Source organism: Thermodesulfobacterium commune DSM 2178 (assembly GCF_000734015.1).
Classification (GTDB): Bacteria; Desulfobacterota; Thermodesulfobacteria; order Thermodesulfobacteriales; family Thermodesulfobacteriaceae; genus Thermodesulfobacterium; species Thermodesulfobacterium commune.
This window is the reverse complement of record NZ_CP008796.1, coordinates 1419136-1440900: the sequence shown is the minus strand read 5'-3', so window position 1 is coordinate 1440900 and position 21765 is coordinate 1419136. Positions and strand designations below refer to the sequence as shown.

At 38.0% G+C, this 21765-nt stretch carries 18 protein-coding genes, 1 tRNA gene, 1 other RNA gene and 1 pseudogene; 13 read left to right on the top strand and 8 right to left on the bottom strand.

Annotation, left to right across the window (positions count from 1 at the left end):
* Positions 1–6: 6 nt before the first annotated feature.
* The 6 genes from HL41_RS09345 to HL41_RS07305 are packed head-to-tail and all read left to right on the top strand — an operon-like array spanning position 7 to position 8360.
* On the top strand, positions 7–2199 hold the full coding sequence (locus tag HL41_RS09345) for an acetyl-CoA decarbonylase/synthase complex subunit delta (protein WP_081856504.1): 2193 nt from the start codon (positions 7–9) through the stop codon (positions 2197–2199).
* Positions 2200–2209: 10 nt separating this feature from the next.
* Positions 2210–4426, top strand: a complete 2217-nt coding sequence (gene acsB / locus HL41_RS07325; RefSeq protein WP_038060475.1) for an acetyl-CoA decarbonylase/synthase complex subunit alpha/beta — start codon at positions 2210–2212, stop codon at positions 4424–4426.
* A 38-nt stretch (positions 4427–4464) separates the two neighbouring features.
* The gene (acsC, locus tag HL41_RS07320; RefSeq protein WP_038060473.1) at positions 4465–5823 is read left to right on the top strand and encodes an acetyl-CoA decarbonylase/synthase complex subunit gamma; all 1359 of its coding nucleotides are present in this window, start codon (positions 4465–4467) and stop codon (positions 5821–5823) included.
* A gap of 31 nt (positions 5824–5854) precedes the next feature.
* Positions 5855–6751 carry a dihydropteroate synthase gene (locus HL41_RS07315; RefSeq protein ID WP_038060471.1) on the top strand — a complete coding sequence of 299 codons (897 nt, stop codon included), beginning with the start codon at positions 5855–5857 and terminating at the stop codon, positions 6749–6751.
* Complete coding sequence (gene folE2, locus HL41_RS07310; RefSeq protein ID WP_038060469.1) at positions 6751–7542, top strand: GTP cyclohydrolase FolE2; 792 nt, start codon at positions 6751–6753, stop codon at positions 7540–7542. The genes HL41_RS07315 and folE2 overlap by 1 nt, the downstream gene beginning before the upstream one ends.
* 5 nt (positions 7543–7547) lie before the next feature.
* Complete coding sequence (locus HL41_RS07305) at positions 7548–8360, top strand: TrmH family RNA methyltransferase (protein ID WP_038060467.1); 813 nt, start codon at positions 7548–7550, stop codon at positions 8358–8360.
* Here the strand turns inward: HL41_RS07305 and HL41_RS07300 are convergent.
* From HL41_RS07300 to HL41_RS07270, 7 genes and pseudogenes are all read right to left on the bottom strand, one after another.
* Positions 8328–8921 carry an indolepyruvate oxidoreductase subunit beta gene (locus tag HL41_RS07300; RefSeq protein ID WP_038060465.1) on the bottom strand — a complete coding sequence of 198 codons (594 nt, stop codon included), beginning with the start codon at positions 8919–8921 and terminating at the stop codon, positions 8328–8330. The two genes, HL41_RS07305 and HL41_RS07300, sit on opposite strands and share 33 nt — an antisense overlap.
* 3 nt (positions 8922–8924) lie before the next feature.
* Entirely contained in the window at positions 8925–10619 is a 1695-nt protein-coding gene (gene iorA, locus HL41_RS07295) for an indolepyruvate ferredoxin oxidoreductase subunit alpha (protein WP_038060463.1), read from the bottom strand.
* Positions 10620–10642: 23 nt separating this feature from the next.
* Entirely contained in the window at positions 10643–11308 is a 666-nt protein-coding gene (locus tag HL41_RS09150; protein ID WP_051754580.1) for a lytic transglycosylase domain-containing protein, read from the bottom strand.
* A gap of 741 nt (positions 11309–12049) precedes the next feature.
* A pseudogene (locus HL41_RS07285) lies at positions 12050–12961 on the bottom strand (IS256 family transposase).
* Positions 12962–13168: 207 nt separating this feature from the next.
* Positions 13169–14374: an IS256 family transposase gene (locus HL41_RS07280; protein ID WP_038549552.1), complete on the bottom strand. Its 1206-nt coding sequence runs from the start codon at positions 14372–14374 to the stop codon at positions 13169–13171.
* 156 nt (positions 14375–14530) lie between these two features.
* Complete coding sequence (locus HL41_RS07275; protein ID WP_051754578.1) at positions 14531–15130, bottom strand: GGDEF domain-containing protein; 600 nt, start codon at positions 15128–15130, stop codon at positions 14531–14533.
* On the bottom strand, positions 15127–16269 hold the full coding sequence (locus tag HL41_RS07270; RefSeq protein WP_038062294.1) for an FIST C-terminal domain-containing protein: 1143 nt from the start codon (positions 16267–16269) through the stop codon (positions 15127–15129). The genes HL41_RS07275 and HL41_RS07270 overlap by 4 nt, the downstream gene beginning before the upstream one ends.
* A 185-nt stretch (positions 16270–16454) precedes the next feature.
* On the opposite strand from HL41_RS07270, the gene HL41_RS09515 reads away from it, so the two are divergent.
* The 4 genes from HL41_RS09515 (at position 16455) to HL41_RS07255 (ending at position 20241) form a co-directional block, all read left to right on the top strand.
* Complete coding sequence (locus HL41_RS09515) at positions 16455–16601, top strand: hypothetical protein (protein WP_156095586.1); 147 nt, start codon at positions 16455–16457, stop codon at positions 16599–16601.
* Positions 16602–16669: 68 nt separating this feature from the next.
* Positions 16670–17554, top strand: a complete 885-nt coding sequence (gene rmuC / locus HL41_RS07265) for a DNA recombination protein RmuC (RefSeq protein ID WP_038062293.1) — start codon at positions 16670–16672, stop codon at positions 17552–17554.
* Between the two features lie 30 nt (positions 17555–17584).
* A complete protein-coding gene (locus HL41_RS07260) occupies positions 17585–20008 on the top strand; it encodes a heavy metal translocating P-type ATPase (protein WP_081856503.1) in 2424 nt (807 codons plus the stop codon).
* A gap of 23 nt (positions 20009–20031) precedes the next feature.
* Positions 20032–20241, top strand: a complete 210-nt coding sequence (locus tag HL41_RS07255; RefSeq protein ID WP_038062291.1) for a heavy-metal-associated domain-containing protein — start codon at positions 20032–20034, stop codon at positions 20239–20241.
* A gap of 10 nt (positions 20242–20251) precedes the next feature.
* Here HL41_RS07255 and HL41_RS07250 read toward each other — a convergent pair whose 3' ends face one another.
* A complete protein-coding gene (locus tag HL41_RS07250; protein ID WP_038062288.1) occupies positions 20252–20518 on the bottom strand; it encodes a DUF2934 domain-containing protein in 267 nt (88 codons plus the stop codon).
* A 550-nt stretch (positions 20519–21068) separates the two neighbouring features.
* Here HL41_RS07250 and HL41_RS07245 point away from each other — a divergent pair.
* The 3 genes from HL41_RS07245 (at position 21069) to HL41_RS07240 (ending at position 21746) form a co-directional block, all read left to right on the top strand.
* Complete coding sequence (locus HL41_RS07245; RefSeq protein WP_038062286.1) at positions 21069–21518, top strand: hotdog fold thioesterase; 450 nt, start codon at positions 21069–21071, stop codon at positions 21516–21518.
* Positions 21519–21536: 18 nt separating this feature from the next.
* Positions 21537–21633: signal recognition particle sRNA small type (gene ffs / locus HL41_RS09340), an RNA gene on the top strand.
* A gap of 20 nt (positions 21634–21653) precedes the next feature.
* Positions 21654–21746, top strand: a tRNA-Sec gene (locus HL41_RS07240).
* Positions 21747–21765: the final 19 nt, after the last annotated feature.

Below are 21765 nucleotides of genomic sequence, written 5' to 3'. Positions count from 1 at the left end.
GCTTGCGTGAAATTTAGAAGCAATTTAGAAAGGGTTTTAAAGTCTGGTTATATGGCCATTACTTGTGAGCTTGCACCTCCGAAGCATGCAAGCCTTGAGCCGTTAAAAAAGAAAGCCCGCGTGCTTAAAGGTTATGTAGATGCTGCAAACATAACCGACTGTCAGGTTGCCATGGTAAGGCTTTCAAGCTTAGCTGGTTGTTTGGCTATTATGTTAGAGGGGATAGAACCTATCCTTCAGATGACCTGCCGAGATAGAAACCGCATAGCCATGCAGTCTGACCTTCTTGGGGCTTGGGCTTTAGGGATAAGAAATGTTTTTTGTACCACAGGAGACCATCCTACGTTTGGTGATCATCCTCAGGCTAAGCCTGTGTTTGATTTAGATTCTGTGCAACTGGTGGCTATGGTTAATCAACTTAAGCAAGGGAGGTTTTTAAACGGACAGGAGATAAAAGGAGAAAATCCTCGATTTTTTATCGGGGCAACAGAAAATCCTTTTGCTGACCCTTCAGAGTATAGAGTAAGAAGACTTGCTAAAAAAATCAAAGCAGGGGCTGAGTTTATTCAAACTCAGCTGGTTTATGATGTAACCAAGTTTAAGCAGTTCATGTATATCGCCCACAACGAAGGTCTTACAGAAAAGGCCTATATCTTAGCAGGAATAGTACCTCCCAAATCTTTTCGGATGATAGACTACATCAAAAGTCACCTGCCAGGTTCTTGTGTGCCTGAAGATCTGGTTAAAAGAATGCGCGAGGCTAAAGACCCTTTAGAAGAAGGTATAAAAATAGCTGTAGAACTGATAGAACAAATAAAAGAAATCCCTGGAGTAAAGGGATTTCATCTTATGGCTATAGGCTGGGAAGAATACCTTCCTGAAATTCTTAAAAAAACTGGCTTTTATCCTCGTCCATTTTCTCAAGATTTGTTACCAGAAGATACTAAGACCTTTTCTTTGAGAGAACAAGAAAAAAAGCACTTAGAAGAAGAAATAAAAAATTTAAAAGAGCATCTTTTAAGACTTGAAAGTTTAATTACCGGAAAAAAAGAAATAAAAGAAGAAGATTTAGAAAAAGTCAGTATTACGATAGAGACACCAAAAGAAAAACCTACTGCAGTAGTAGAGGATCTTACAAAAACCTCTCCATCCTCCTTGGCACCTGCTAAAGAAGAAATCCTGACAGGTGAAAAATCCAGGCTAAAAGTTTTATATCGGAGTTTATCTGAAAGGGCTAAGGGCCTTCCAGAAGACCTTTATCGTGAACCTGCTTCTGGCAGGATTAGAGAGGTTGTTTTTGGAAAAGGCGATAAAGCGTTAAAAGTTGGAGGTGCTGAGGCCTTACCCTTTCACAGTTTTGAGGGTAGTTTAGGTCAACCTTTAAGGATAGCGATGGAGGTGTTAGACGTTGTTCCTGAGGATTTTCCAGAGGTGCTTGCTAAATATTTTAAAGATGTGTGGGATGACCCTGGGTCCTGGGCTAAAAAATGTGTAGAAGAGTATGGGGCTGAGGCGATCGCTGTTTATTTGTTAGGGATAGACCCGAACTATTTAAATTTAGGGGCAGACCATGCCAAAAGGGTTATAGAAAAGGTTAAAAAAGCGGTAGATGTGCCTTTGATCATATGGGGGTGTGATAACGCCGAAAAAGACACCGAGGTGCTTAGAGAGGTGGCTGAGGTAATTAAGGATGATAACATCCTTTTTGGCCCTATAGTTGAAGATAACTACCGTACTTTAGGGGCAGTAGCCTTAGGTTATCAACTGCCTGTGATAGCTCAAAGCCCTATAGACGTTAACATAGCTAAACAGCTAAACATTTTGCTTGAAAATCTTGGAGTGCCTTTAGAAAAGATTATCATGGACCCTTCAGTAGGTGCCCTTGGGTATGGACTTGAATATACCTATTCTGTGATGGAAAGGATAAGGCTTGCAGCCCTTTATTCTAACGACGTAAAACTGCAAAATCCCTTTATCTGCAACGTAGGTAGAGAGGTCTGGAAGACTAAAGAAACCAGTCTTCCTTCTGATGAATTCATGGGAGAGGCTGAGATGAGAGGGGTTATGATGGAGGTTATTACTGCCGTGTCCCTTGCGTTAGCAGGAGGCGAATTGTTTATTCTCAGGCATCCTAAGTCCTTAGAGTTGACTAAAAGGGTATTAAATCTTTTATGGACTTCAAGTGAACAAAAACCGTAAGAGGTAAGTAATGTCTAAAATAGTCTGTGAGTTGGGTATAAAAGGTTCCTATTTACTTTTTGAGAGGGCGTTAGAGGAATATGAACAGGCGGTAAAAACCTTTGGTAAAGAAAAACCCATAGGTTTCCCGAATACTGCTTATTTTTTACCCATAATCTATGCTATCTTAGGTTATCCGGTTAAAAAACTGGGGGATTGTGGAGAGGTTTTAGAAGAAATAAAGAAGCTTTTACCTAAGGAGACTTCTTCTGAATTTTTTTACTGGGGCAAGGCCTTAGATGCAGGGTTGGTTGCGCTTTTTTCTGAAGAAATTATCGAGGCTATTAGATATCTAAAACAGCCGGACTTTTATTGTTATTCAGAAGACCCAGGGGAAGGGAAGCTTTGGCTTGGGGCGGCAGATGATGTTGTTTTTAGGAAAAGAGGGGTTGAGTTTGTAGATGGAACTGCTCCTGGTTTTGCGGCTATTCTTGGGACTCCTGAAGATATAGAAAGTGCAATCAACATAATAAGAGACCTTCAAGAAAAAAATCTGTATGTGTTTTTGCATGGAACAGGGCAAGGGGTGAGTTTGGCAGAAAGTCTTTTGCAACAAGGGGTTCAGCTTGGCTGGTCAACTCGACTGGTGCCCTTTGGCCCAGAGGTAACCTCAGTAGCCTTTGCCATTGGGTTTGCTTGTAGAGTGGCTATGTCTTTTGGAGGGGTAAAGCCAGGAGAAGGGCCAAAAAACCTTCTTTATAATAAAAACAGAACCTTTGCTTTTACGTTGTCCTTTGGTGCTCCTTCTTTAGAGGTTGCAGCAACCGCACTTGGGGTCTTTAACTGGGGATGTCCAGTGATAACCGATGTAGAACTTCCTGAAATAAAGGTGCCAGGGGTGTGTCTTTATGAACATCTTGTTTCTAAAGTGCCCCTTGATAAGATGGTTGACACAGCTTTAGAAGTAAGAGGGCTTAAGATTACCTCGGTTAAGCTTGACATTCCTGTAGCTTATGCCGCTTCTTTTGAGGGAGAAAGGGTTAGAAAGGAAGACCTCTATCTTGAATGTGGAGGAGGAAGGACCTTAGGGGTTGAGTTGCTGGTTTCAAGGCCTTTAGACGAAATAGAGGACGGAAAGATCGAAGTATTTGGTCCAGATATTCCAGACTTAAAAAAATTTGAAGAAAAAGGCCCTCCTTATAGATTGCCTTTAGCGGTGGTGGTTGAAGTAGCTGGGGCTAACATGCAAGAAGATTTTGAACCTATCATAGAGAGACAGTTTCACTATTTTATAAACTATGCCCAGGGGATTATGCATGTAGGCCAAAGAAATTTAATGTGGCTTAGGATATCTAAGCAAGCTGTGGAAAAAGGTTTTACGTTTAAACATTTAGGATTAATCCTATATGCCAAGATAAAAGAAAAGTTTAGTGCCATAGTAGATAAACTGCAGGTAAAAATCTACACCCAAGAATCTGAGGTTAAAAAGATTTTAGAACAGGCTAAGCAGGTTTATCGGGTTAGAGATGAAAGAATTGCTGGGTTGGTTGATGAAAAGGTGGATGTGTTTTATTCCTGTACGTTATGTCAGAGTTTTGCTCCATCTCATGTGTGTGTGATAACCCCTGAAAGGGTGGGTATGTGTGGGGCTTATAACTGGCTTGACGGAAAGGCGGGTTATGAGATCAATCCCACAGGTCCCAACCAACCTATTCCTAAAGGGGAATGTTTAGACCCGGTTCTTGGATATTTTTCAGGGGTAAACGAGTTTGTTAAAGAGGCTTCTCGTGGGAAAATAGAGAAAGTGGCGCTTTATAGTATTATGAAAGACCCTATGACTGCCTGTGGATGTTTTGAGTGCATTGCTGCGGTACTTCCCGAGGTGAACGGAATTATGGTAGTTAACCGGGATTATACAGGTCTTACCCCTACAGGTATGAAATTTTCTACCATGGCAGGTATGGTAGGTGGTGGGGTGCAAACACCAGGATTCTTAGGGGTAGCTAAACATTATATCGTATCTCCTAAGTTTTTGATGGCTGAAGGTGGAATAAAAAGGCTTGTGTGGATGCCTAAAAGTTTAAAAGAGGAACTCAAGGATAAACTAAAAATAATGGCAGAAAAGTTAGGAGTTCCTGATTTGATAGAAAAGATAGCAGACGAAACGATAGCTAACACAGAGGAAGAGATAAAAACTTGGGTAGAAAGGGTTAACCATCCTGTTTTAACCCTTCCTCCTCTGATGTGATGACAAAGAGATAAGCAACCTTTAAAGGGGTAGTTTAGATGGCACTCACCGGTATTCAAATCATGAAACTTCTTCCTAAGAAAAACTGTAAAGAATGTGGTTTCCCTACCTGTCTTGCCTTTGCGATGAAGGTAGCTGCAGGACAGGTAGAGATAGATAAGTGTCCTTACGTAGACCCTAAGGTTAAGGAAGAGATATCTGAGGCTACCGCTCCACCTATAAGAACGGTAGTGATAGGAACTCCAGAGGCTTCTTATAAGTTAGGAGGAGAAACCGTCCTTTTTAGACATGAAAAAAAGTTTGAAAACCCTCCACTTATCGGAACCTATCTAAAAACCTCGATGGAAGACGAAGAGGTTTTAAGAAGAATTAAAGCCTATCAAACCTTAAAGTGGGAACGGGTAGGCAATGTTCTAAAACCTGAAATAGTTTGCATCAAAGATGAAGGAGATAAGGAGAGGTTTATTAGTTTGGTAAAAAAAGTAAGGGAAGTCTTACCTGAGGTAGCGATAGTTTTAGCCTCTTCAGATTTGTCTTTAATTAAAAACGCTATAGAGGTGTGTACCCCTTCAGTTCCACTTGTTTATCCAGGACAAGCAGAGGATCTATCTTCTTTTGTCAGTTTGGCTACAGAAAAAAAGGTGCCTTTAGTAGTTTCTGCGGTGACTTTAGGGGAGTTGGCGCGGTTGGTTGAAGGTTTGATTACTCAAGGATTGAAAGATCTGGTGTTAGATAGCGGAGCCCTTCATCCAAAGGAGCTTTTTGAAGATTTAGTGATCATAAGACGAGCAGCTGTGAAAAAACGGTTTAAGCCCTTTGGTTTTCCAGTGATAACCTTTATGGATAGATATACAGAAGACCTGGTTGAAGAGTATCTTTTAGCCAGCATCTATGTAGCAAAATATGCAAGTATTATTTTGCTTTCAGACCTGAAGCCAGAGCTTTTGTTCCCCTTGTTATTGGAAAGGTTTAACCTTTATTCAGACCCACAAAAACCTTTGGTGGTAGACGAAGGGATTTATCCTATAAACGGGCCAGACGAATATTCTCCAGTAGTGGTGACTTGCAACTTTGCCTTGACATATTTTATCGTATCTGGGGAAATAGAAGGAAGTAGAGTTCCTTGCTGGCTTTTGATAAAGGATACAGATGGGCTCTCAGTTCTTACTGCCTGGGCTGCAGGTAAGTTTAACGCCGATAACATCGCAGAGTTTGTTAAAAAAACAGGTATTGCTGAAAAGATAAAACACAGAACATTGATGATACCAGGTTATGTGGCTATCATCAAGGGAGAGCTTGAGGAGGAGCTTGGAGGTTGGGAGGTAGTGATAGGGCCAAGAGAAGCAAACGGGCTTCCTGTAGCCCTAAGAGAATTGGCTAAAAGATTAAAGCCTTAAAAATTTTTAGGTTAATCGCTGAGGAGGAAAGATGAAGGAAAAAGTAGTTTGTGTAGGTGAAAGCATAAATGTGATGTCTAAAACCATAGGCCCGGCTATAAAGGCAAGAGACCCAGAACCAATAAAAAGGATGGCAAGAGAGCAAAAGGAGTTAGGAGCTGACTATTTAGACCTTAACATAGGACCAGCTAAAAAGGATGGGAAGGACCTTGCGGTTTGGATAGTAAGCTTGGTTGAGTCTGAGGTGGACATTCCTGTATCCTTAGATACTACTAATGAAGAAGCTATGGCTGCAGGACTTAAGGTTTCGAAAAACCCACAGAGGTTTTTGATGAATTCTATTTCTGCCCAAAAAGAAAGGATGGAAAAACTTATTCCTCTTGCGGCAGAGGCTGGATGTGAGGTTGTAGCTCTTTTATGGGGAGACGAAGGATTACCAAGAGATGCAAACGAAAGAGCCTCTTTAGCCGTAGACCTTATCATGAAACTCAACGAGGCAGGGATCCCTAATGAAAAAATCTGGGTAGACCCAATTATCACACCTATTACCTTAGGGGCAGAGCAAATAGTTGAGGCTTTAAATTTTCTTTCGATGCTTCAAGACCTTGCTCCAGGTGCCAAAAGCATCGTAGGACTTTCTAACGTTTCTAACGGAATTAACCCGAAACTAAGACCTTATCTTAACCGAGTGCTTCTTATGATGCTTATGAAGTATGATCTTTATGCAGCCATCCTTAATGTCTATGATAGAGAGCTGGTAGAGATAGCTAAAGGCTTACATCCAGATTGGGTAAACCTGGTAGGAAGGATTATGGATGGAGAAGAAATAGACCCTAAGGATTTAACCCCCAAGGAAGTGGAAATTTATAAAACTACCCAGGTGCTTCTTGGTAAAACCATCTTTTCGGAGTTTTGGTTAGAACTCTGATGAAACCAGAATTGATTGACGTTCAAAGTCTGCCACCTGAAGAGAAAATAGACATAGATAAAGTAGGTATCAAGGGATTTAAACATCCAGTAACAGTACTTGACAGAGAAAAGGGATTGCAACATACGGTAGCAGAGCTAAACCTTTATGTAGACCTCCCTTCTAAGTTCAAAGGTACTCATATGAGCCGGTTTATAGAGGTGATAAACGAGTTTAAAGGGGAGATTCACGTAAAAAACGTAATCAAACTTTTAAAAAAACTTGCTCAAAGACTTTCAGCCAAAAGTGCACACTTAGAGATGTTTTTTCCTTATTTTCTGCAAAAAAAGGCACCTGTTACCCAGATTTCTTCTCTGATGGAATACCAGGGAATTTTGTTGGCTTCCTATTCTGAGGGTAAAAAGGACCTGGTGATTGGGGCCAAGGTACCGGTGATGACCCTTTGCCCTTGTTCTAAATCTATCAGCCAGTTTTCAGCCCATAATCAAAGAAGCCTGATTACCGTTAAGGTACGGTTTAAGGAGTTTATCTGGCTGGAAGAGTTGATAGAGATTGCAGAAGCCTCTGCCTCAAGCCCGGTTTATTCCCTTTTGAAAAGACCAGACGAAAAGTTTGTTACTGAGTTTGCCTATGAAAACCCGCGTTTTGTAGAGGATGTAGTCAGAGGAGTAGCCAAACGGCTCTGGGAACATCCTGAGGTGAAATGGTTTTTCGTAGAGGTAGAAAACTTTGAGTCCATCCATGCCCACAACGCCTATGCCTGTATCGAAAGAACCAAAAGAGGTTCTTAAAACCTATGAAAATTATCTCTTCAAGGTCCAACCCAACCTTTAAATTTCTTAAGGCTCTTAAAGAACCCAAAGGCAGGAAAGAACATCAGGCCTTTCTTGTAGAAGGAGTTTCTTTTGTTAGAGAACTTTTAGACCAGGAAAGAGACAAAGTACTCTGGGTGGTTCTAGAAAAGAGAAGTCTTACCAAACTTGAGCCTTTGCTCAAAAAGGCAGAAGAGGCAAAAATTCCGATCTTGGTCTTAGAAGAAACTCTTTTTAAAGAGTTGGTTGCCTCAGAGACCCCTCAAGGAGTTTTAGCGGTCGTTAAATTTCCTATTTTTGAGGACTTACCAGAGAGGTTAGAGAGTACCCCTTGTTGTGTGGTAGTGCTTGAAGAAATTCAGGATCCTTCTAATGTAGGGGCAATAATAAGGACGGCAGCAGCGGTTGGGGTGGCTTGTGTGTTTTATACCAGGGGTACGGCAGACCCTTTTTCTCCAAAGGCAGTTAGGGCAAGTGCTGGAGCTGTCCTAAATGTTCCTCTGATAAAGGTTGAAAGATTTATAGAACTTGCTGAGAACCTTAAAAGAAGAGGTTTTAGACTAACAGCTACGGTGGTTAAGGGAGGTGAGGACCTTTTTTCCTTTTCTTTTCCTCCTAAAACAGCCCTTTTGTTTGGAAACGAGGCCAAAGGTCTTTCTAAAGAGGGGATGGCAGCCTCAAAATACAGGCTAACCATCCCTATCGTAGGCAAAGTAGAATCTCTAAACGTAGCAGTAGCAGCAGGTATAGTCCTCTATCAATGGCTAAAGGATAGACTTAATGTAGTTAAACCCTAAATCAAAGGCCTTTAAGTTTACCTGATGAAGTTTTTCAGGTAAAAGTTCAAGCATAGCCTCAACAAGAGCCTCTCTGTTTAAAGGAAATATCTCAAGAGCAGTTGCTGCACCTAACATTACCATATTTAGCGCTTTGACAGAGCCTGCTTCCTTGGCTAACTCTTCTCCAGGCACCAAAAAGACTTGACTGAAGTAAGAAGTCATTTCTTCAAAAAAGGAGTTCAGATCAGGATAGGTAGCCAATCCCTCTTTTACAGCAAAGGGTAATATGGGGTCTTTACTTATCACAAACTTTGTTTCTTTTTTAGCCCTTTTAACAAACCTTAAGGCTTCAGCAGGTTCAAAGGCTACTATAAAATCTGCTTCTCCTTCTGAGGTGTAAGGACTTTTGCCAAAAAGGCAAATAGAGCTTTCTACCACACCTCCTCTCTGTGCCATCCCATGGACTTCAGAAACGATAACAGGAATGTCAGCCTTAAGGCAGGCCTCTCCTAACACTCTGGTAAAAAGGATGATACCCTGTCCTCCTACACCTACCACTAACCCTTTTATCTTTTTCATGGTCTAACTCCCTTTTTGAGATTTAGTTTTATATAAGATACAAGGAGCTTTAGCGATGATTACCGAAAGCTCCTGTTTTTCAAGTAAAGGCTGAACAAGTTCTTTAGCCTCTTCTTTTTTATAAGGGTTTATTACCACACAAGGGATATCAAGGGCCTCAACTATTTTTTGTATAGGTATGGTTGGATGGTCCTGGATGATAGGTGATTTTATCGTTTGAGAAGGCACAGGTTGATGTCCTGTCATAGCGGTGGTGTCGTTATCAAGCACCACCAGCGTAAATTTATGTTTGTTAAACTTAGCGTTGACCAGAGGAGAAAGCCCTGCATGAAAGAAAGTTGAATCTCCGATAAAAGCCACCACCCTTTGGTCTGTAGCTACGTCAAAACCACAAGGAGTTCCCACACTCGAACCCATGCAAAGCAAATAGTCTGCCATGTTTAATGGGGGTTGAATCCCTAAGGTATAACACCCTATGTCTGTAGGATAAATAGTCCGTTCCTCTATTCCCATCTCTTGTAAAACTTCTTTTATGAGTTTATAAGTTTCTCTGTGAGGACATCCCTGGCAAAGAACCGGAGGTCTTGCCGGAAGTTTGTCCGAAAAATCGAAAGGAGGAACTTCAACGGTAAACCTTTTTAGGTTGAAGGCATTAGCTAAAGCCTCCTTTACTTGGGTAGGGGTAAACTCAAAATACCTGGGTAAAAGCTTTTCTTTTTTACCTAAAATCTTGGTTTTAAGACCATGAGTATAAGCAAGAGCTCTCAAGTTTTCTTCTAAATAGGGCTCAAGCTCTTCTACCACCACACAGGTTTCTACATGAGAAAGGAATTCTAAAGCTAACTTTTCTGGGAAAGGATGGGTAAACGTAAGGATAAGTAAAGAAACCTCATCCTGTAGACCCAAATCTTCGAGGGCATCTATTACGTAATTTACCGCAACCCCAGAGGCACAGATCCCTAATTTCCCTTTGGGTATAAACTGGTTAAAATTAAACGAGCTGGCTAAGTTTTGAAGTTCTTCTAATTTTTCTAAAAGGAGTTTATGTTGTTTTCTGGCAACAGCAGGGACAGGTACAAACCTAAAGGGGTCTTTTTTAAAGAATCCTTTTTTAAAGGTTGTATAAAAATCAAAAGGGATAGCTCCTACCTCTACCACACCTCTGGCATGAGATACCCTGGTAGTAGTTCTCAAAAGCACAGGTAGTTTAAACTTTTCTGAAAGGGAAAAAGCCTCTTTGGTAAGGACATAAGCAGTATGAGGATCAAAGGCCTCAAACATAGGCACCTGAGCAAGCCTTGCATAATAACGGTTATCTTGTTCGTTCTGGCTTGAATGACAAGAAGGGTCATCTGCGGTAACCACCACCAAGCCCCCTTCCACCCCTACATAGGCAAGAGACATAAAGGCATCGCTTGCCACGTTTAACCCTACATGTTTCATACAAGTGATAGATCGTAGTCCGCAGGCAGAGGCAGCCCCAACGATTTCCATAGCCACCTTCTCGTTTACAGCAAATTCAAAATAGAGACCGGCCAAATCCTTTTGCATCTGAAAAAGGTTGTTTCCTATCTCAGACGAAGGAGTCCCAGGATAGGCAGCTCCGACCTGGACACGACTCTCTATCGCCCCCCGAACGATCGCTTCATTTCCTAACAGAAATTTTTTACAGTTCTCACCTTTTAAGATAGGATGCATAAAACCCTCCAAAAATTAAACTTTTAATTATTTAACGTTTTGTTTTTAAAAATAGAATAGTAGTATAATACGTTTTTTACATAACTTTGGGTTTCTGGATAAGGAGGTATTCCTCGATAGAGTTTTACCTTTTCTGGGCCTGCGTTATAAGCTGCAAGGGCTAAACTTAGATCCTGAAACTCATCTATAAGCATCCTTAGGTATTTAGCCCCACCTTTAAGGTTTTCTAAGGGATGATAAGGGTCTTCAACCCCTACAAGCCTTGCGGTTTGAGGCATAAGTTGCATGATACCCATAGCCCCTTTGGGAGAAACAGCCCTTGGGTTAAAAGAAGATTCAACCTTGGCAATTGCTTTGAGAAGTGCAGGGTCAAGAGAAAATGCCTGAGCTACCTTTTCAAACCAGGTCTCGTATTCTACCGGTAGTTTAGTATAATTTGGAGAATAAGGGAACTTAGGACCTGAGGATTTAGAGTTTAAGTTTTTAGGTTTTTCTCTTATATAAAGTTGACAATAATAAGCATCTAACTTCTCCTGATTAGTATAACGGACCTCACCTGTCTCAGGATTTTCACACCTATAGATGTGTGCCTGAGCATAAGAAAAAAGAAAATGAAAGAAAATCAGTAATTTTAAAAGAAAAAATTTGGAGTTAATTGCTGAAAGTAATAAAATTTCTCTTTTTCTCATAATTGTTAAATTATAACATAAGATAAATAAGTCCGTCAAGGCTCAGGGTCAACCCCAAATTTGCCGATAGAGAATAAAATCAAAAATCTTTCCGTAATCTTTAAACTTAAAAATCATATTCCTTAGTTACTTTCTATAGTTCTTCCCCAACTCTCATATAAAATCTATACCATTTTCTACCTGTACCCCCCTCCTGCAATGTTTAATTCTTATTACCATAATAAAACTTATCCTTTAAGGACATAGAAAATTCCTCTTTATTAATAGAAATTTTCAGAAAAAATAATTTTCCTGTCAACATTTTTATAAAATGCAAATTTTTTTCTCTTTTTTGACTAAATTTTTTAAATTTTAAAATTTTTCTTATTTTTTATTTTTAAAATTTTTTAAGTTTAAGTAAAAATCAAAGTTCAAGAGAAATACTCATATTTAATTATTTCTCGTATTTTTGTATATTTTTACATTAAACCAGAAGTTATTACCAGATATATAAAATCATTAAAATCTTATCACTACTTCTTCATCTATGTGTTTGTTTTTATTTCAACCAAAATATCATTTGCCTTTACCTGGTTCAAATAGAGGTTACAGCACCTGGCAACATACAAGCAGAAAAACAGACATCCCAAGATGACTTACAAGGGATTTCGTGGATATAGACCCATAATTACAGCCTTTAAAGAGGTGCCTTTGATAGTTTATCATGAATTTAAGGAAGGCAATAGGCATGATGGACACTTGTCAAGAGAATTGTGTCTCCTTATAAAATCTCTTCACAAACATTTGCCTCAATTCGTATAAAGCAGACTTAATTAAAGGAAGGGGTTTTTAATGCTTAACTCCTTATAAAATTTTTTAGCATCCTGCTTAGACATGTTCCTGTTGATGTTCCTTTGCATGTGTACAAAACAAAGCTGATGATCTGTCTCAGGAAAAAAAAAGGGCTTTTATGGCTTGAGTAAGGCCAGGAAAATCATCACTCCCTATTACCATAACCCTCTTAACTCCCCTCTTTATCAAATCATTAAGTATCTGAAGCCAGTCCTCCTTCGTCTCTGAACCAAAATAAATGTAATAAGAAAGTAAATTTTTTCTTCCCTCCATATCTATTCCGATGATATTATAAATAACTGCTTTTCTGATTCTGTTGGCTTCGGTATCTTTTATCTGAGTATGATAAGCGTCTATAAACATAGCAAACAAATTTTCTGGCAATTCTTTGGTTTTTAATTCTTTGGCTTGGTTATACAATTCTTCTTTAATTTCTTCTATTTGTTCTGGGGAGTAGGGGAGTTTCATAGATTGCAAGAGGGCTTTGATTTTATTAGGGGAGTAGCTTTGGAGAACGAGGTTAAGGATAAAGTCCTGGAAGGATTCATCAGCTTTTTGCCATTCAGGAGGAAGAATAGCAGGTCTGAATTCAGATTTTCTATCTCTTGGGACAGAGATACCGAGATTACCTAAGAAACAGGCAAGTTGTCTTTCATAGTAACCATTAGCTTTATTATCAATACTATCTCTAAGGAATATTTCTCTTTCTTTTTTCATGAGAGCGTTTAAGAGGAGTGCAGCAGCCATTTTGATACCCTCTTTTGATTCAATTTTTGAGATTTCACTTAAAACTTTTTCTAAATCTAAGTCTAAGTTCCCCATTTTACAGACTTCCTGGTTAGTTTAGTCTTTTAGGTTTTATGTTATCATTAATTTAAAAAATATTAAAAATTTTTATTATGCCTCTAAAATATTTTATTAAAAGACACAATTTATATTCTACTCCCATATTAAGTGTAATCAGACATTTTTTCATATTTTAGATGAATTTTCTATATCATCCAGAAAGAGGGCTTCTTGAGACACTTGTCAAGAGAATTGTGTCTCCTTATAAAATCTCTTTACAAACATTTGCCTCAATTCGTATAAAGCAGACTTAATTAAAGGAAGTGGTTTTTGCCATCTCGTTTTCTGAATCCGACTTACTGTTATGTATATCGCAACCTCTGCTGTCTTGATTGATTGAAAATATCCCCCTGTATTTACCCTTATCAGCTCTATCCTGCTATTTATATTCTCAACCACATTCGTCGTGTATATATACCTCCTCACCCCCTCAGGATATTTCTTATAAACAAAATAATGCTCCTTCTTTTTCAAAAGTCCCTTTATATAAGCTGGATACTTCTTCTCATAACTCTTACATAATTCCTCAAATCTAATTAAGGCCCTCTCATACTCCTCTATCCTCTTTATAATGCTTAACTCCTCATAAAATTTTTTAGCATCCTGCTTAGACATGTTCCTGTTGATGTTCCTTTGCATGTGTACAAAACAAAGCTGATGATCTGTCTCAGGAAAAAGGGCTTTTATGGCTTGAGCAAGGCCAGGAAAATCATCACTCACTATTACCATAACCCTCTTAACTCCCCTCTTTATCAAATCATTAAGTATCTGGAGCCAGTCCTCCTTCGTCTCTGAACCAAAATAAATGTAATAAGAAAGTAAATTTTTTCTTCCCTCCATATCTATTCCGATGATATTATAAATAACTGCTTTTCTGATTCTGTTGGCTTCGGTATCTTTTATCTGAGTATGATAAGCGTCTATAAACATAGCAAACAAATTTTCTGGCAATTCTTTGGTTTTTAATTCTTTGGCTTGGTTATACAATTCTTCTTTAATTTCTTCTATTTGTTCTGGAGAGTAGGGAAGTTTCATAGATTGCAAGAGGGCTTTGATTTTATTGGGGGAGTAGCTTTGGAGAACGAGGTTAAGGATAAAGTCCTGGAAAGATTCATCAGCTTTTTGCCATTCAGGAGGAAGAATAGCAGGTCTGAATTCAGATTTTCTATCTCTTGGGACAGAGATACCAAGGTTACCTAAGAAACAGGCAAGTTGTCTTTCATAGTAACCATTAGCTTTATTATCAATACTATCTCTAAGGAATATTTCTCTTTCTTTTTTCATGAGAGCGTTTAAGAGGAGTGCAGCAGCCATTTTGATACCCTCTTTTGATTCAATTTTTGAGATTTCACTTAAAACTTTTTCTAAATCTAAGTCTAAGTTTTTCATTTTACAGACCTCCTGGTTAGTTTAGTCTTTTAGGTTTTATGTTATCATTAATTTAAAAAATATTAAAAATTTTTATTATGCCTCTAAAATATTTTATTAAAAGACACAATTTATATTCTACTCCCCTTCTTGAAGAAAATATTGATTGCTTTAGTTTTAAACAACCTTTTCTTTTTTCGTTTTTTCTTCATACATTCTTTTGTCGGCAATTTCTATTAACAGTTTTATTATTTCCTGAGTTGGCATGTTGATATTTTCTATATCATCAGGAAAGATTGAAATGCCATAACTAAAAGATAGATTAAACTCTTTGAAAATTTCCTCTATATTCTGCCTTAAAGCATTTATTCTTTTTGTTGGGTCTTCGTTAGATTCCAATAATACAATAAATTCATCTCCACCATATCTTGATATGATGTCATATTTTCTAAAATTTGCAGTTAATATCTCAGCCACTTCTTTTAAAACGTTATCACCCTTATTATGTCCATATGTATCGTTAATCAGTTTAAAGTTGTCAAGGTCTATAAATATGAGAAAAAGTTTATTGTTTTTGTTTCTTTTTAATTTTTCAATCAATTTTACTAAATAATCTTTAAGATAATATCTGTTATACAACCCTGTAAGTTCATCTTTGATAGCCATTAAATAAGTATCTTTTAATTTTTGTTCTTTTAGATATAAAATGGAATCGTATTTCTTGGTTACTTCTTTTAAAAGATTTTGTAGTAGTTTTATTTTTATTTCCTCTCTCATCTTTCCTTCATCGCCAACAAGATAGATGTTTCATTATAAAACTTTAGTTTTTTAAAATGTTTGTCTGGCCCTATTTCTCCAAAAGTAAAGAATCCAAAAAGATTACTATTTAAAGTTGAAACATAAATTTCTATTTCTTCTCTTTGCCTTTCTTCTAATACATATTGCCTTGCTGTGCAAGAAAAGTTAAACAGAATATCACAGTATTCTATTCTTTCCTTTACTTTTTTTGCGATTTTAAAATTTTCCTTTAGTAGTTCTTCAGGTGTAGCAAAAGAAAGTTTTAATTTTTGACCTTCCTTTACTGGACCGAAAAACTCTACATAATCTTTTGCAACTTTTTTAAATGTTCTGAGAGTTGCTACATATCCTTCTTCATCATCAAGTATGTAAATAGGTATATACCATAAATATCTTATATCAAAATTATCTATACCCTTCATAAATGATCGTGTAATATCGCTAAAATTTCTATTATCATCTACTAAGTACAGTTTGTAATCTTTAGCCTTTTTAATCTCGTAAGTAACTCCATAAGGTTTGAACCCAAGGGCTATATCTATCGCAAAATCTATGTTTGAAAAGGTTATAATTACAAAACCATTTTTTATAATTTTAAAGTCAACAAACTGATATGATAAAACCTCTCCGTTAGCATCTCTATGTCCAGAAGATACACCTCCAATTATGTTATTTACTGGTTGATAGTTTATAAATTGAGATACCTCTTCTATAAATGTTCCAAATCTTTTTTTATTACCTAGTCCTCCGATAACGATATGAAGCTTATCTGGATTTGAGTTGAAATAGTTTGCAGTTTTTATAACTGCATCGTCCTCGTCAATATCTTCTAAATAAAAAATTTCTACTTTACCAGTTGTTTCAAATTTTATAACAGCTACAGAAATGCCTTCTACTATTTCAGTGTCGCAAAAAGAGTGAATAGCGTGGAACCCTAAGTATTTTTCTGTGTTAAAAACCTTTTTTATATAGTAGTTTATATCAATATATGGGTAGTCAGGAGATATAGCAAAGATTAAAAAATCATAGCTGTCAAAATTTTTATCTATCTGATTCTTAATATCTTCTAATGCAAATAGTAAGGTTTTTTCTTGACTTTTAAATACTTGTGTTTTCATGTCTTTTTAATTAAAGAAAGGATCAACTCAAACATTATAATATAGTAAATAAATAGAGCAAGGCGCCAAATTTAAAGAGTTATTAAATGGTACTTTGCTATTTTTCCTGCAACAATTTTATTTTCCAAACTTTCTAAAAAGCTTATAACTATAATTTCAACCCTAACCTTTCTTTATTAAGATTCTTGGTTTATAAGTTTTTAACTCCGATAAGAAGATTGTTTGGCGATTGTATTGAGGGTCTGGCTATAAGCTATACTGTCCTTGAGATAGATGGAGTAATCCCAGAATACAGTGCATCAGAAATAGATTATAACCAACGCTTGCAATAAAACTTTTTTGGTATTATCTCGTTATAACCTAATTGCTTTAATTTATTAATAAAGTAAAATCATAGAATATGGACTACCTCTGGTTGGTGATATTTTTTGTTGGGTTGGTGGGGGTTTTCTGGTATTTTTATGCTAACTTAAGAAAATACGTAGACGAAAGATTTTCCTGGGTTCAACAAAGGTTAGAAAACATCTCAGAGCCATTATTTTCAGTCAAAGAAAGGATGTCTGACCTCCAGGAGATTAAAAAGGACCTTACCAAACTATACATAGCAGAAGAGGTGCTTAAGGGTTTAAGTGAGGATGTAGCTAAGCTTAACGCTATATTTTTAAGTAGGAAGTCAGGTAAAGCTGGGGAAAGGGCTGTAGAAGAAGTTTTAGCTCTTTTACCTCCCAATCTACTTGTCAGAAATCTTAAGATGGGGGCGTCGGAGGTTGAGTTTGCCTTTGTTTTAAGAGACGGGAAGTATTTACCTATAGATTCAAAGGTTACTTCTCCAGAGATTCTTACTAAAGAAGAGCTTACTGAAGAAGAGTTAAAAGAGGTTATAAAAAGGATTAAGAAAAGGGCTAAAGAGATCATAACTTATACTAAAGACGAAAAGTCAGTGGGATTTGCCGTAATGACTGTCCCTGACAGGATTTATGATTTTTGTAAGTCCAAACTGTTAGAGGAGTTAGAAAAAGATAAAGTCATCCTTGTGCCTTATGGTTTACTTTTGTCTTTTTTGATGTTTGTGTTTTTCTTTTGGGAAAGATTCGGACAGGTGATAGAGGCTTCAGATTTTTCTGGATTTATAGTAAAGTTAGAGAAAGGACTATATGAAATGGAAAAGGACATAGAACAACTTTTTAAAGAACTTCGCTCGGTGGAAAATCTATCTCATCGGGTTAGAAATAATCTTTTCTTCTTAAAAGGAGAGTTAGAAAAAACCAAAATGAGCTCTGATTAAGGTAAAATTTTTAGGTGAGAAGGAGGTATCTTGGAAAAAGTTTTGGAAATTCCTATCATAGGGATGACCTGTGCTGCCTGTGTTAAAAGGGTTACTGACCTGCTTTTGAAGGTTCCTGGCATAAAACAAGCAACGGTAAACTTGATCACAGAAAAGGCAACTTTAGAGGTTGAAGAAGAAAAACGTCTTGATTTAAAGGCTATAAGGAAGGCACTACAAAAAGGAGGGTATGATTTAGGGGTTCAGCGGGTGGTTTTTAAGATAGAAGGATTATCCTTAGGAGACCCTAAAAAAATCGAGAAAGAACTTTTAAAGGTTTTAGGTGTGGTAGAAGCTTCAGCCAATCAGGCAACAGAAGAGCTGACTTTAGACTATGTCCCTACTCTGGTAGAACCAGAAGACCTCAAAAAAAGACTTGCCAGCTTAGGTTATGATCAGGCAGTTGTCTTGCAAGGAGAGGTAGAACTCTATGAAGAGGTCTTTAGAAAAAGAGAAGAGCAGGAGTTAAAGAAAAAATTTTTGATTAGTGCGATACTCACAGGTTTTATTCTTTTAGACATGGTAACCCATGTTTTGGGGCATGTTGGGAAAAGAGAGGTTTTTAACTATGTGCTTTTTGGTTTGACAACTCCGGTGCTGTTTTACGGAGGTAGTAGGTTTTTTAAGGCTGCAGCCAAAGGGCTTAGGCATCTTTCTTTTGACATGAACACCTTGATTGCCCTTGGAGCAGGAGCAGCGTATTTATATAGTTTTGTAGCAACCTTTTTCCCTGATATTTTTTGGGCTTCAGGACAGACTCCTCAGGTTTATTATGAGACAGCAGCGGTAATCATTACCCTTATCCTTTTTGGACGGTTCCTTGAGGCAAAGGCAAAATATAAAACTACAGAGGCTATCAAAAAACTTGCCTCTCTTCAGCCATCAAAAGCCAGGATTATCAAGGACAACATGGAAAAAGAGGTTTCTATAAAAGAGGTTCAAGTAGGATACCTGGTCTTGGTTAAACCTGGAGAAAGATTTCCGGTAGACGGAGAAATTGTAGAAGGTATAGGGTTGGTAGACCAGGCTGTGATTACTGGAGAAAGTTTGCCTGTAGAAAAAAGGGTAGGGGATAAGGTTATAGGAGGCACAGTAAACCTTACAGGAAGTTTTAAAGTAAGGGTAACCCATGTAGGGAAAGATACAGTCTTAGCTCACATCATAAAATTGGTTAGAGAGGCTCAGGCTACCAAACCTGCCATACAGAAACTTGCCGACAGGATAGCCTCTGTGTTTGTGCCTTTGGTCATAGCGATTGCGCTGGTTACTTTTCTGGTGTGGGTTGGGTTAGGATATGGACTAACCTTTAGCTTAATGAATGCTATTTCCGTTCTGGTAGTAGCCTGTCCTTGTGCTTTAGGTCTTGCTACCCCGACAGCTATTGCGGTGGCTACAGGAAAAGCTGCAGAAGAAAACATCCTTATCAAAAACCCTGAAGCTTTAGAGTATGCAAACCGGCTAAATTATGTAGTATTTGATAAAACAGGTACCCTTACCTATGGGCAGCCGATGGTTAAGAAGATGGAGGTTTTTTCAGGCTGTTCTGAGGAAGAGGCTATCTTTTTTGCCGCTTCTGCGGAAAAGAATTCAGAGCATCCCTTTGGAAAGGCTCTGGTAGAGTTTGCCAGAAAAAGAGGGTTAAAGGTGGAAGAACCTGATGAATTTTACTATTTGCCTGGAAAAGGGGTGGTAGCCCAATTAAAAGGTAAAGAGGTATTGGTTGGGAATAGACGGTTTATGGAAGAGGCTGGCTTAGCTTTAGATGAGTTTGAGCGATTTTTAAGCGAAGGTAACATAGAAGGAATTTCTTATGTGCTGGTAGCTGTAGACGGAAGGCTTTGTTCTGCTTTTTGGTTTGAGGATAAGGTTAAGGAAGAGGCCTTGGAGGTGTTGCAAATCCTTAAGAAAAAAGGTATTAAGGTAGGGTTGCTCACAGGAGATGCCTGGCAGACAGCTAAAGAGGTGGCTAAAAAACTTGAGGTTGATGAGGTTTGGGCTGAGGTTTTGCCTCAGGAAAAGGCATTAAAAATAGAAGAATTAAGAGAAAAGGGAAATATTGTTTCTATGGTAGGAGATGGGGTAAATGACGCTCCAGCCTTAGCTAAAGCTCACTTAGGTGTGGCTATAGGGTCAGGCACAGAGGTTGCTTCTGCTACCGCAGACCTTATTCTGATAAAAAACGACCTGAGAGATCTTTTAAAAGCCCTTAGGTTAGCTGAAATAACCTATAAAAAGATAAAACAAAATTTCTTCTGGGCCTTCTTTTATAACCTTATTCTTATTCCTGTGGCTGCAGGGGTGCTTTATCCTTTCTCAGGACTTCTTTTAAAGCCAGTTTTTGCCTCAGGGGCTATGGCTTTTAGTTCACTTTTTGTGCTTATAAATTCCTTAAGTTTAAAAAAGGTAAAACTATAAAATTTCAGCAGGAGGGAGAGTAGATGAAGACCTATAGCTTAAAAGTGGAAGGAATGACCTGTCCTCATTGTGAAATGACCATAGAAAATGGGCTCAAAAAGATGTTCCCAGACCTTATTTTTGTTAAAGCAGACCGAAACAACAAAGAGGTAACCTTAAAGTCTCTTAAAGAAATAGACTTAAACGCAGTTTCCCAGGCTATAGAAAGCCTTGGTTATAAAGTGGTGGAATAAGGGAAAGAGATTATCCTTTTTTCTTGCCTCTACCTTTGGTAGCAGAGCTTTCTTCGGTCTTTTTTCTGCATCTTACCTTGGTTTTAGGTTGGGTTTCACAGGCTGAAGAGGGGCTTGTTTCTTGAGAACCTTCCTTAGAAATTAAGCCATACCTCTCTAAAACGATCCTTTCAGCCTCTAACCAGTTGTCTAAGTCCCTACCAGGAATACATCCACTTTTTACATAAAGCTCATAGGCTACCTTTCTGATTTCCTCTTCTAAGGCCTTTCTATCCATACTTGCCTCCGGTGGTAAGGTTTGTTTATTTATGTATAAAATATTTTAAAAACATTATTTTTAAAATCAATAGAAATAACCTGGAAAAAAAGATAGTGTTTCATTAATTGTGTCTAGATTTTAGGGTTAAAATTTTAGGGTTAAGGGGCTCTCCCCTCCTGGTAAAAATGATAAAGTTAAACTCAAAATTAAGAAGAAGGTTAGAAGGTTTGTTTATAATTAATCAATTAGAGTGGCTAATGAAGGATATCTTGATGAGGGCTAAGATGATATAGGTATTTTCAGGGGTGGATTCAGTTTGCAAAGTGGTATATTTGGTATTGTTGAAAAATATCTAATTTTAGGAGGGAGGTCTTTTACCCCCACATTGGTAGACACAATTAAAGTATAATTTTGTTACATTTAAACTTTAGAATAATATATGACATTTTAATTTTGGACTTACAAGAGCAGGTTAAAAGGGTTTGACAAAAGGGTTAATGAGTTTAAAGTTAGGGAAGAAGTGGGCTTTTAGTAGAGTAAAAATTCAACAAAATTGAGAGGTAAAAAGATGGAAGCTTCGAGAAAAGAACAGGTCTGGAAAATTGCTAAGTTTATGAGAGAGCATGACAGGGTTGCCGTTTGGTTAGAGGTAGATTTGATAGAGGTAGACCTTGGGTATGCGTTAATAGGGATGAAGGTTAGAGAAGACATGCTTAATGCAGCTGGAGTGTGTCAGGGTGGAGCTATTTTTTCTTTGGCAGATTTTGCTTTTGCCGTTGCTTCAAATTCTCACGGAAAGTTGGCTTTAGCTATTTCTTCTTCCATTTATTTCCCTTCTTCTGCTAAGGTAGGAGAGTATCTTTATGCTGAGGCTAAGGAGTTAAGTCTTACTAAGAGGACAGGAGTTTATGAGGTAAAGGTTTTTGAGAAAGAAAAAGGCAGGTTGGTTGCAATTTTTACTGGGCAGGTTTACCGGAAAGAGGAGGACTTAAGGGGTTTAATATCTGAAAAAATGTAGTATATTTTAATCTAAGGCTATTGGGGCCTGTGCGACGGATCCTGGTGAACCCCGCCAGGCCCGAAAGGGAGCAACGGTAGCCAGGCTCTCCGGGTGCCGCAGGTCCCCAATAGCCCCTTTTTTGAATTAAAATAAGGAGGCGTGAGGAGGCTGGTGCCTCTCCCGGGCTTCAAACCCGGTGCGCCCCCAAAAGGGGTGGGTGGGTTCAATTCCCATACGCCTCCGCCAAAGAACCTTTATAAAATAA

What these genes read in the sequence shown, in the direction of transcription:
- acsB (WP_038060475.1), top strand. Translation starts at nt 2,210, where the DNA reads ATGTCTAAAATAGTCTGTGAGTTGGGTATAAAAGGTTCCTATTTACTT.
- acsC (WP_038060473.1), top strand. Translation starts at nt 4,465, where the DNA reads ATGGCACTCACCGGTATTCAAATCATGAAACTTCTTCCTAAGAAAAAC.
- HL41_RS07315 (WP_038060471.1), top strand. Translation starts at nt 5,855, where the DNA reads ATGAAGGAAAAAGTAGTTTGTGTAGGTGAAAGCATAAATGTGATGTCT.
- folE2 (WP_038060469.1), top strand. Translation starts at nt 6,751, where the DNA reads ATGAAACCAGAATTGATTGACGTTCAAAGTCTGCCACCTGAAGAGAAA.
- HL41_RS07305 (WP_038060467.1), top strand. Translation starts at nt 7,548, where the DNA reads ATGAAAATTATCTCTTCAAGGTCCAACCCAACCTTTAAATTTCTTAAG.
- HL41_RS07300 (WP_038060465.1), bottom strand. Translation starts at nt 8,921, where the DNA reads ATGAAAAAGATAAAAGGGTTAGTGGTAGGTGTAGGAGGACAGGGTATC.
- iorA (WP_038060463.1), bottom strand. Translation starts at nt 10,619, where the DNA reads ATGCATCCTATCTTAAAAGGTGAGAACTGTAAAAAATTTCTGTTAGGA.
- HL41_RS09150 (WP_051754580.1), bottom strand. Translation starts at nt 11,308, where the DNA reads ATGAGAAAAAGAGAAATTTTATTACTTTCAGCAATTAACTCCAAATTT.
- HL41_RS07280 (WP_038549552.1), bottom strand. Translation starts at nt 14,374, where the DNA reads ATGAAAAACTTAGACTTAGATTTAGAAAAAGTTTTAAGTGAAATCTCA.
- HL41_RS07275 (WP_051754578.1), bottom strand. Translation starts at nt 15,130, where the DNA reads ATGAGAGAGGAAATAAAAATAAAACTACTACAAAATCTTTTAAAAGAA.
- HL41_RS07270 (WP_038062294.1), bottom strand. Translation starts at nt 16,269, where the DNA reads ATGAAAACACAAGTATTTAAAAGTCAAGAAAAAACCTTACTATTTGCA.
- rmuC (WP_038062293.1), top strand. Translation starts at nt 16,670, where the DNA reads ATGGACTACCTCTGGTTGGTGATATTTTTTGTTGGGTTGGTGGGGGTT.
- HL41_RS07255 (WP_038062291.1), top strand. Translation starts at nt 20,032, where the DNA reads ATGAAGACCTATAGCTTAAAAGTGGAAGGAATGACCTGTCCTCATTGT.
- HL41_RS07250 (WP_038062288.1), bottom strand. Translation starts at nt 20,518, where the DNA reads ATGGATAGAAAGGCCTTAGAAGAGGAAATCAGAAAGGTAGCCTATGAG.
- HL41_RS07245 (WP_038062286.1), top strand. Translation starts at nt 21,069, where the DNA reads ATGGAAGCTTCGAGAAAAGAACAGGTCTGGAAAATTGCTAAGTTTATG.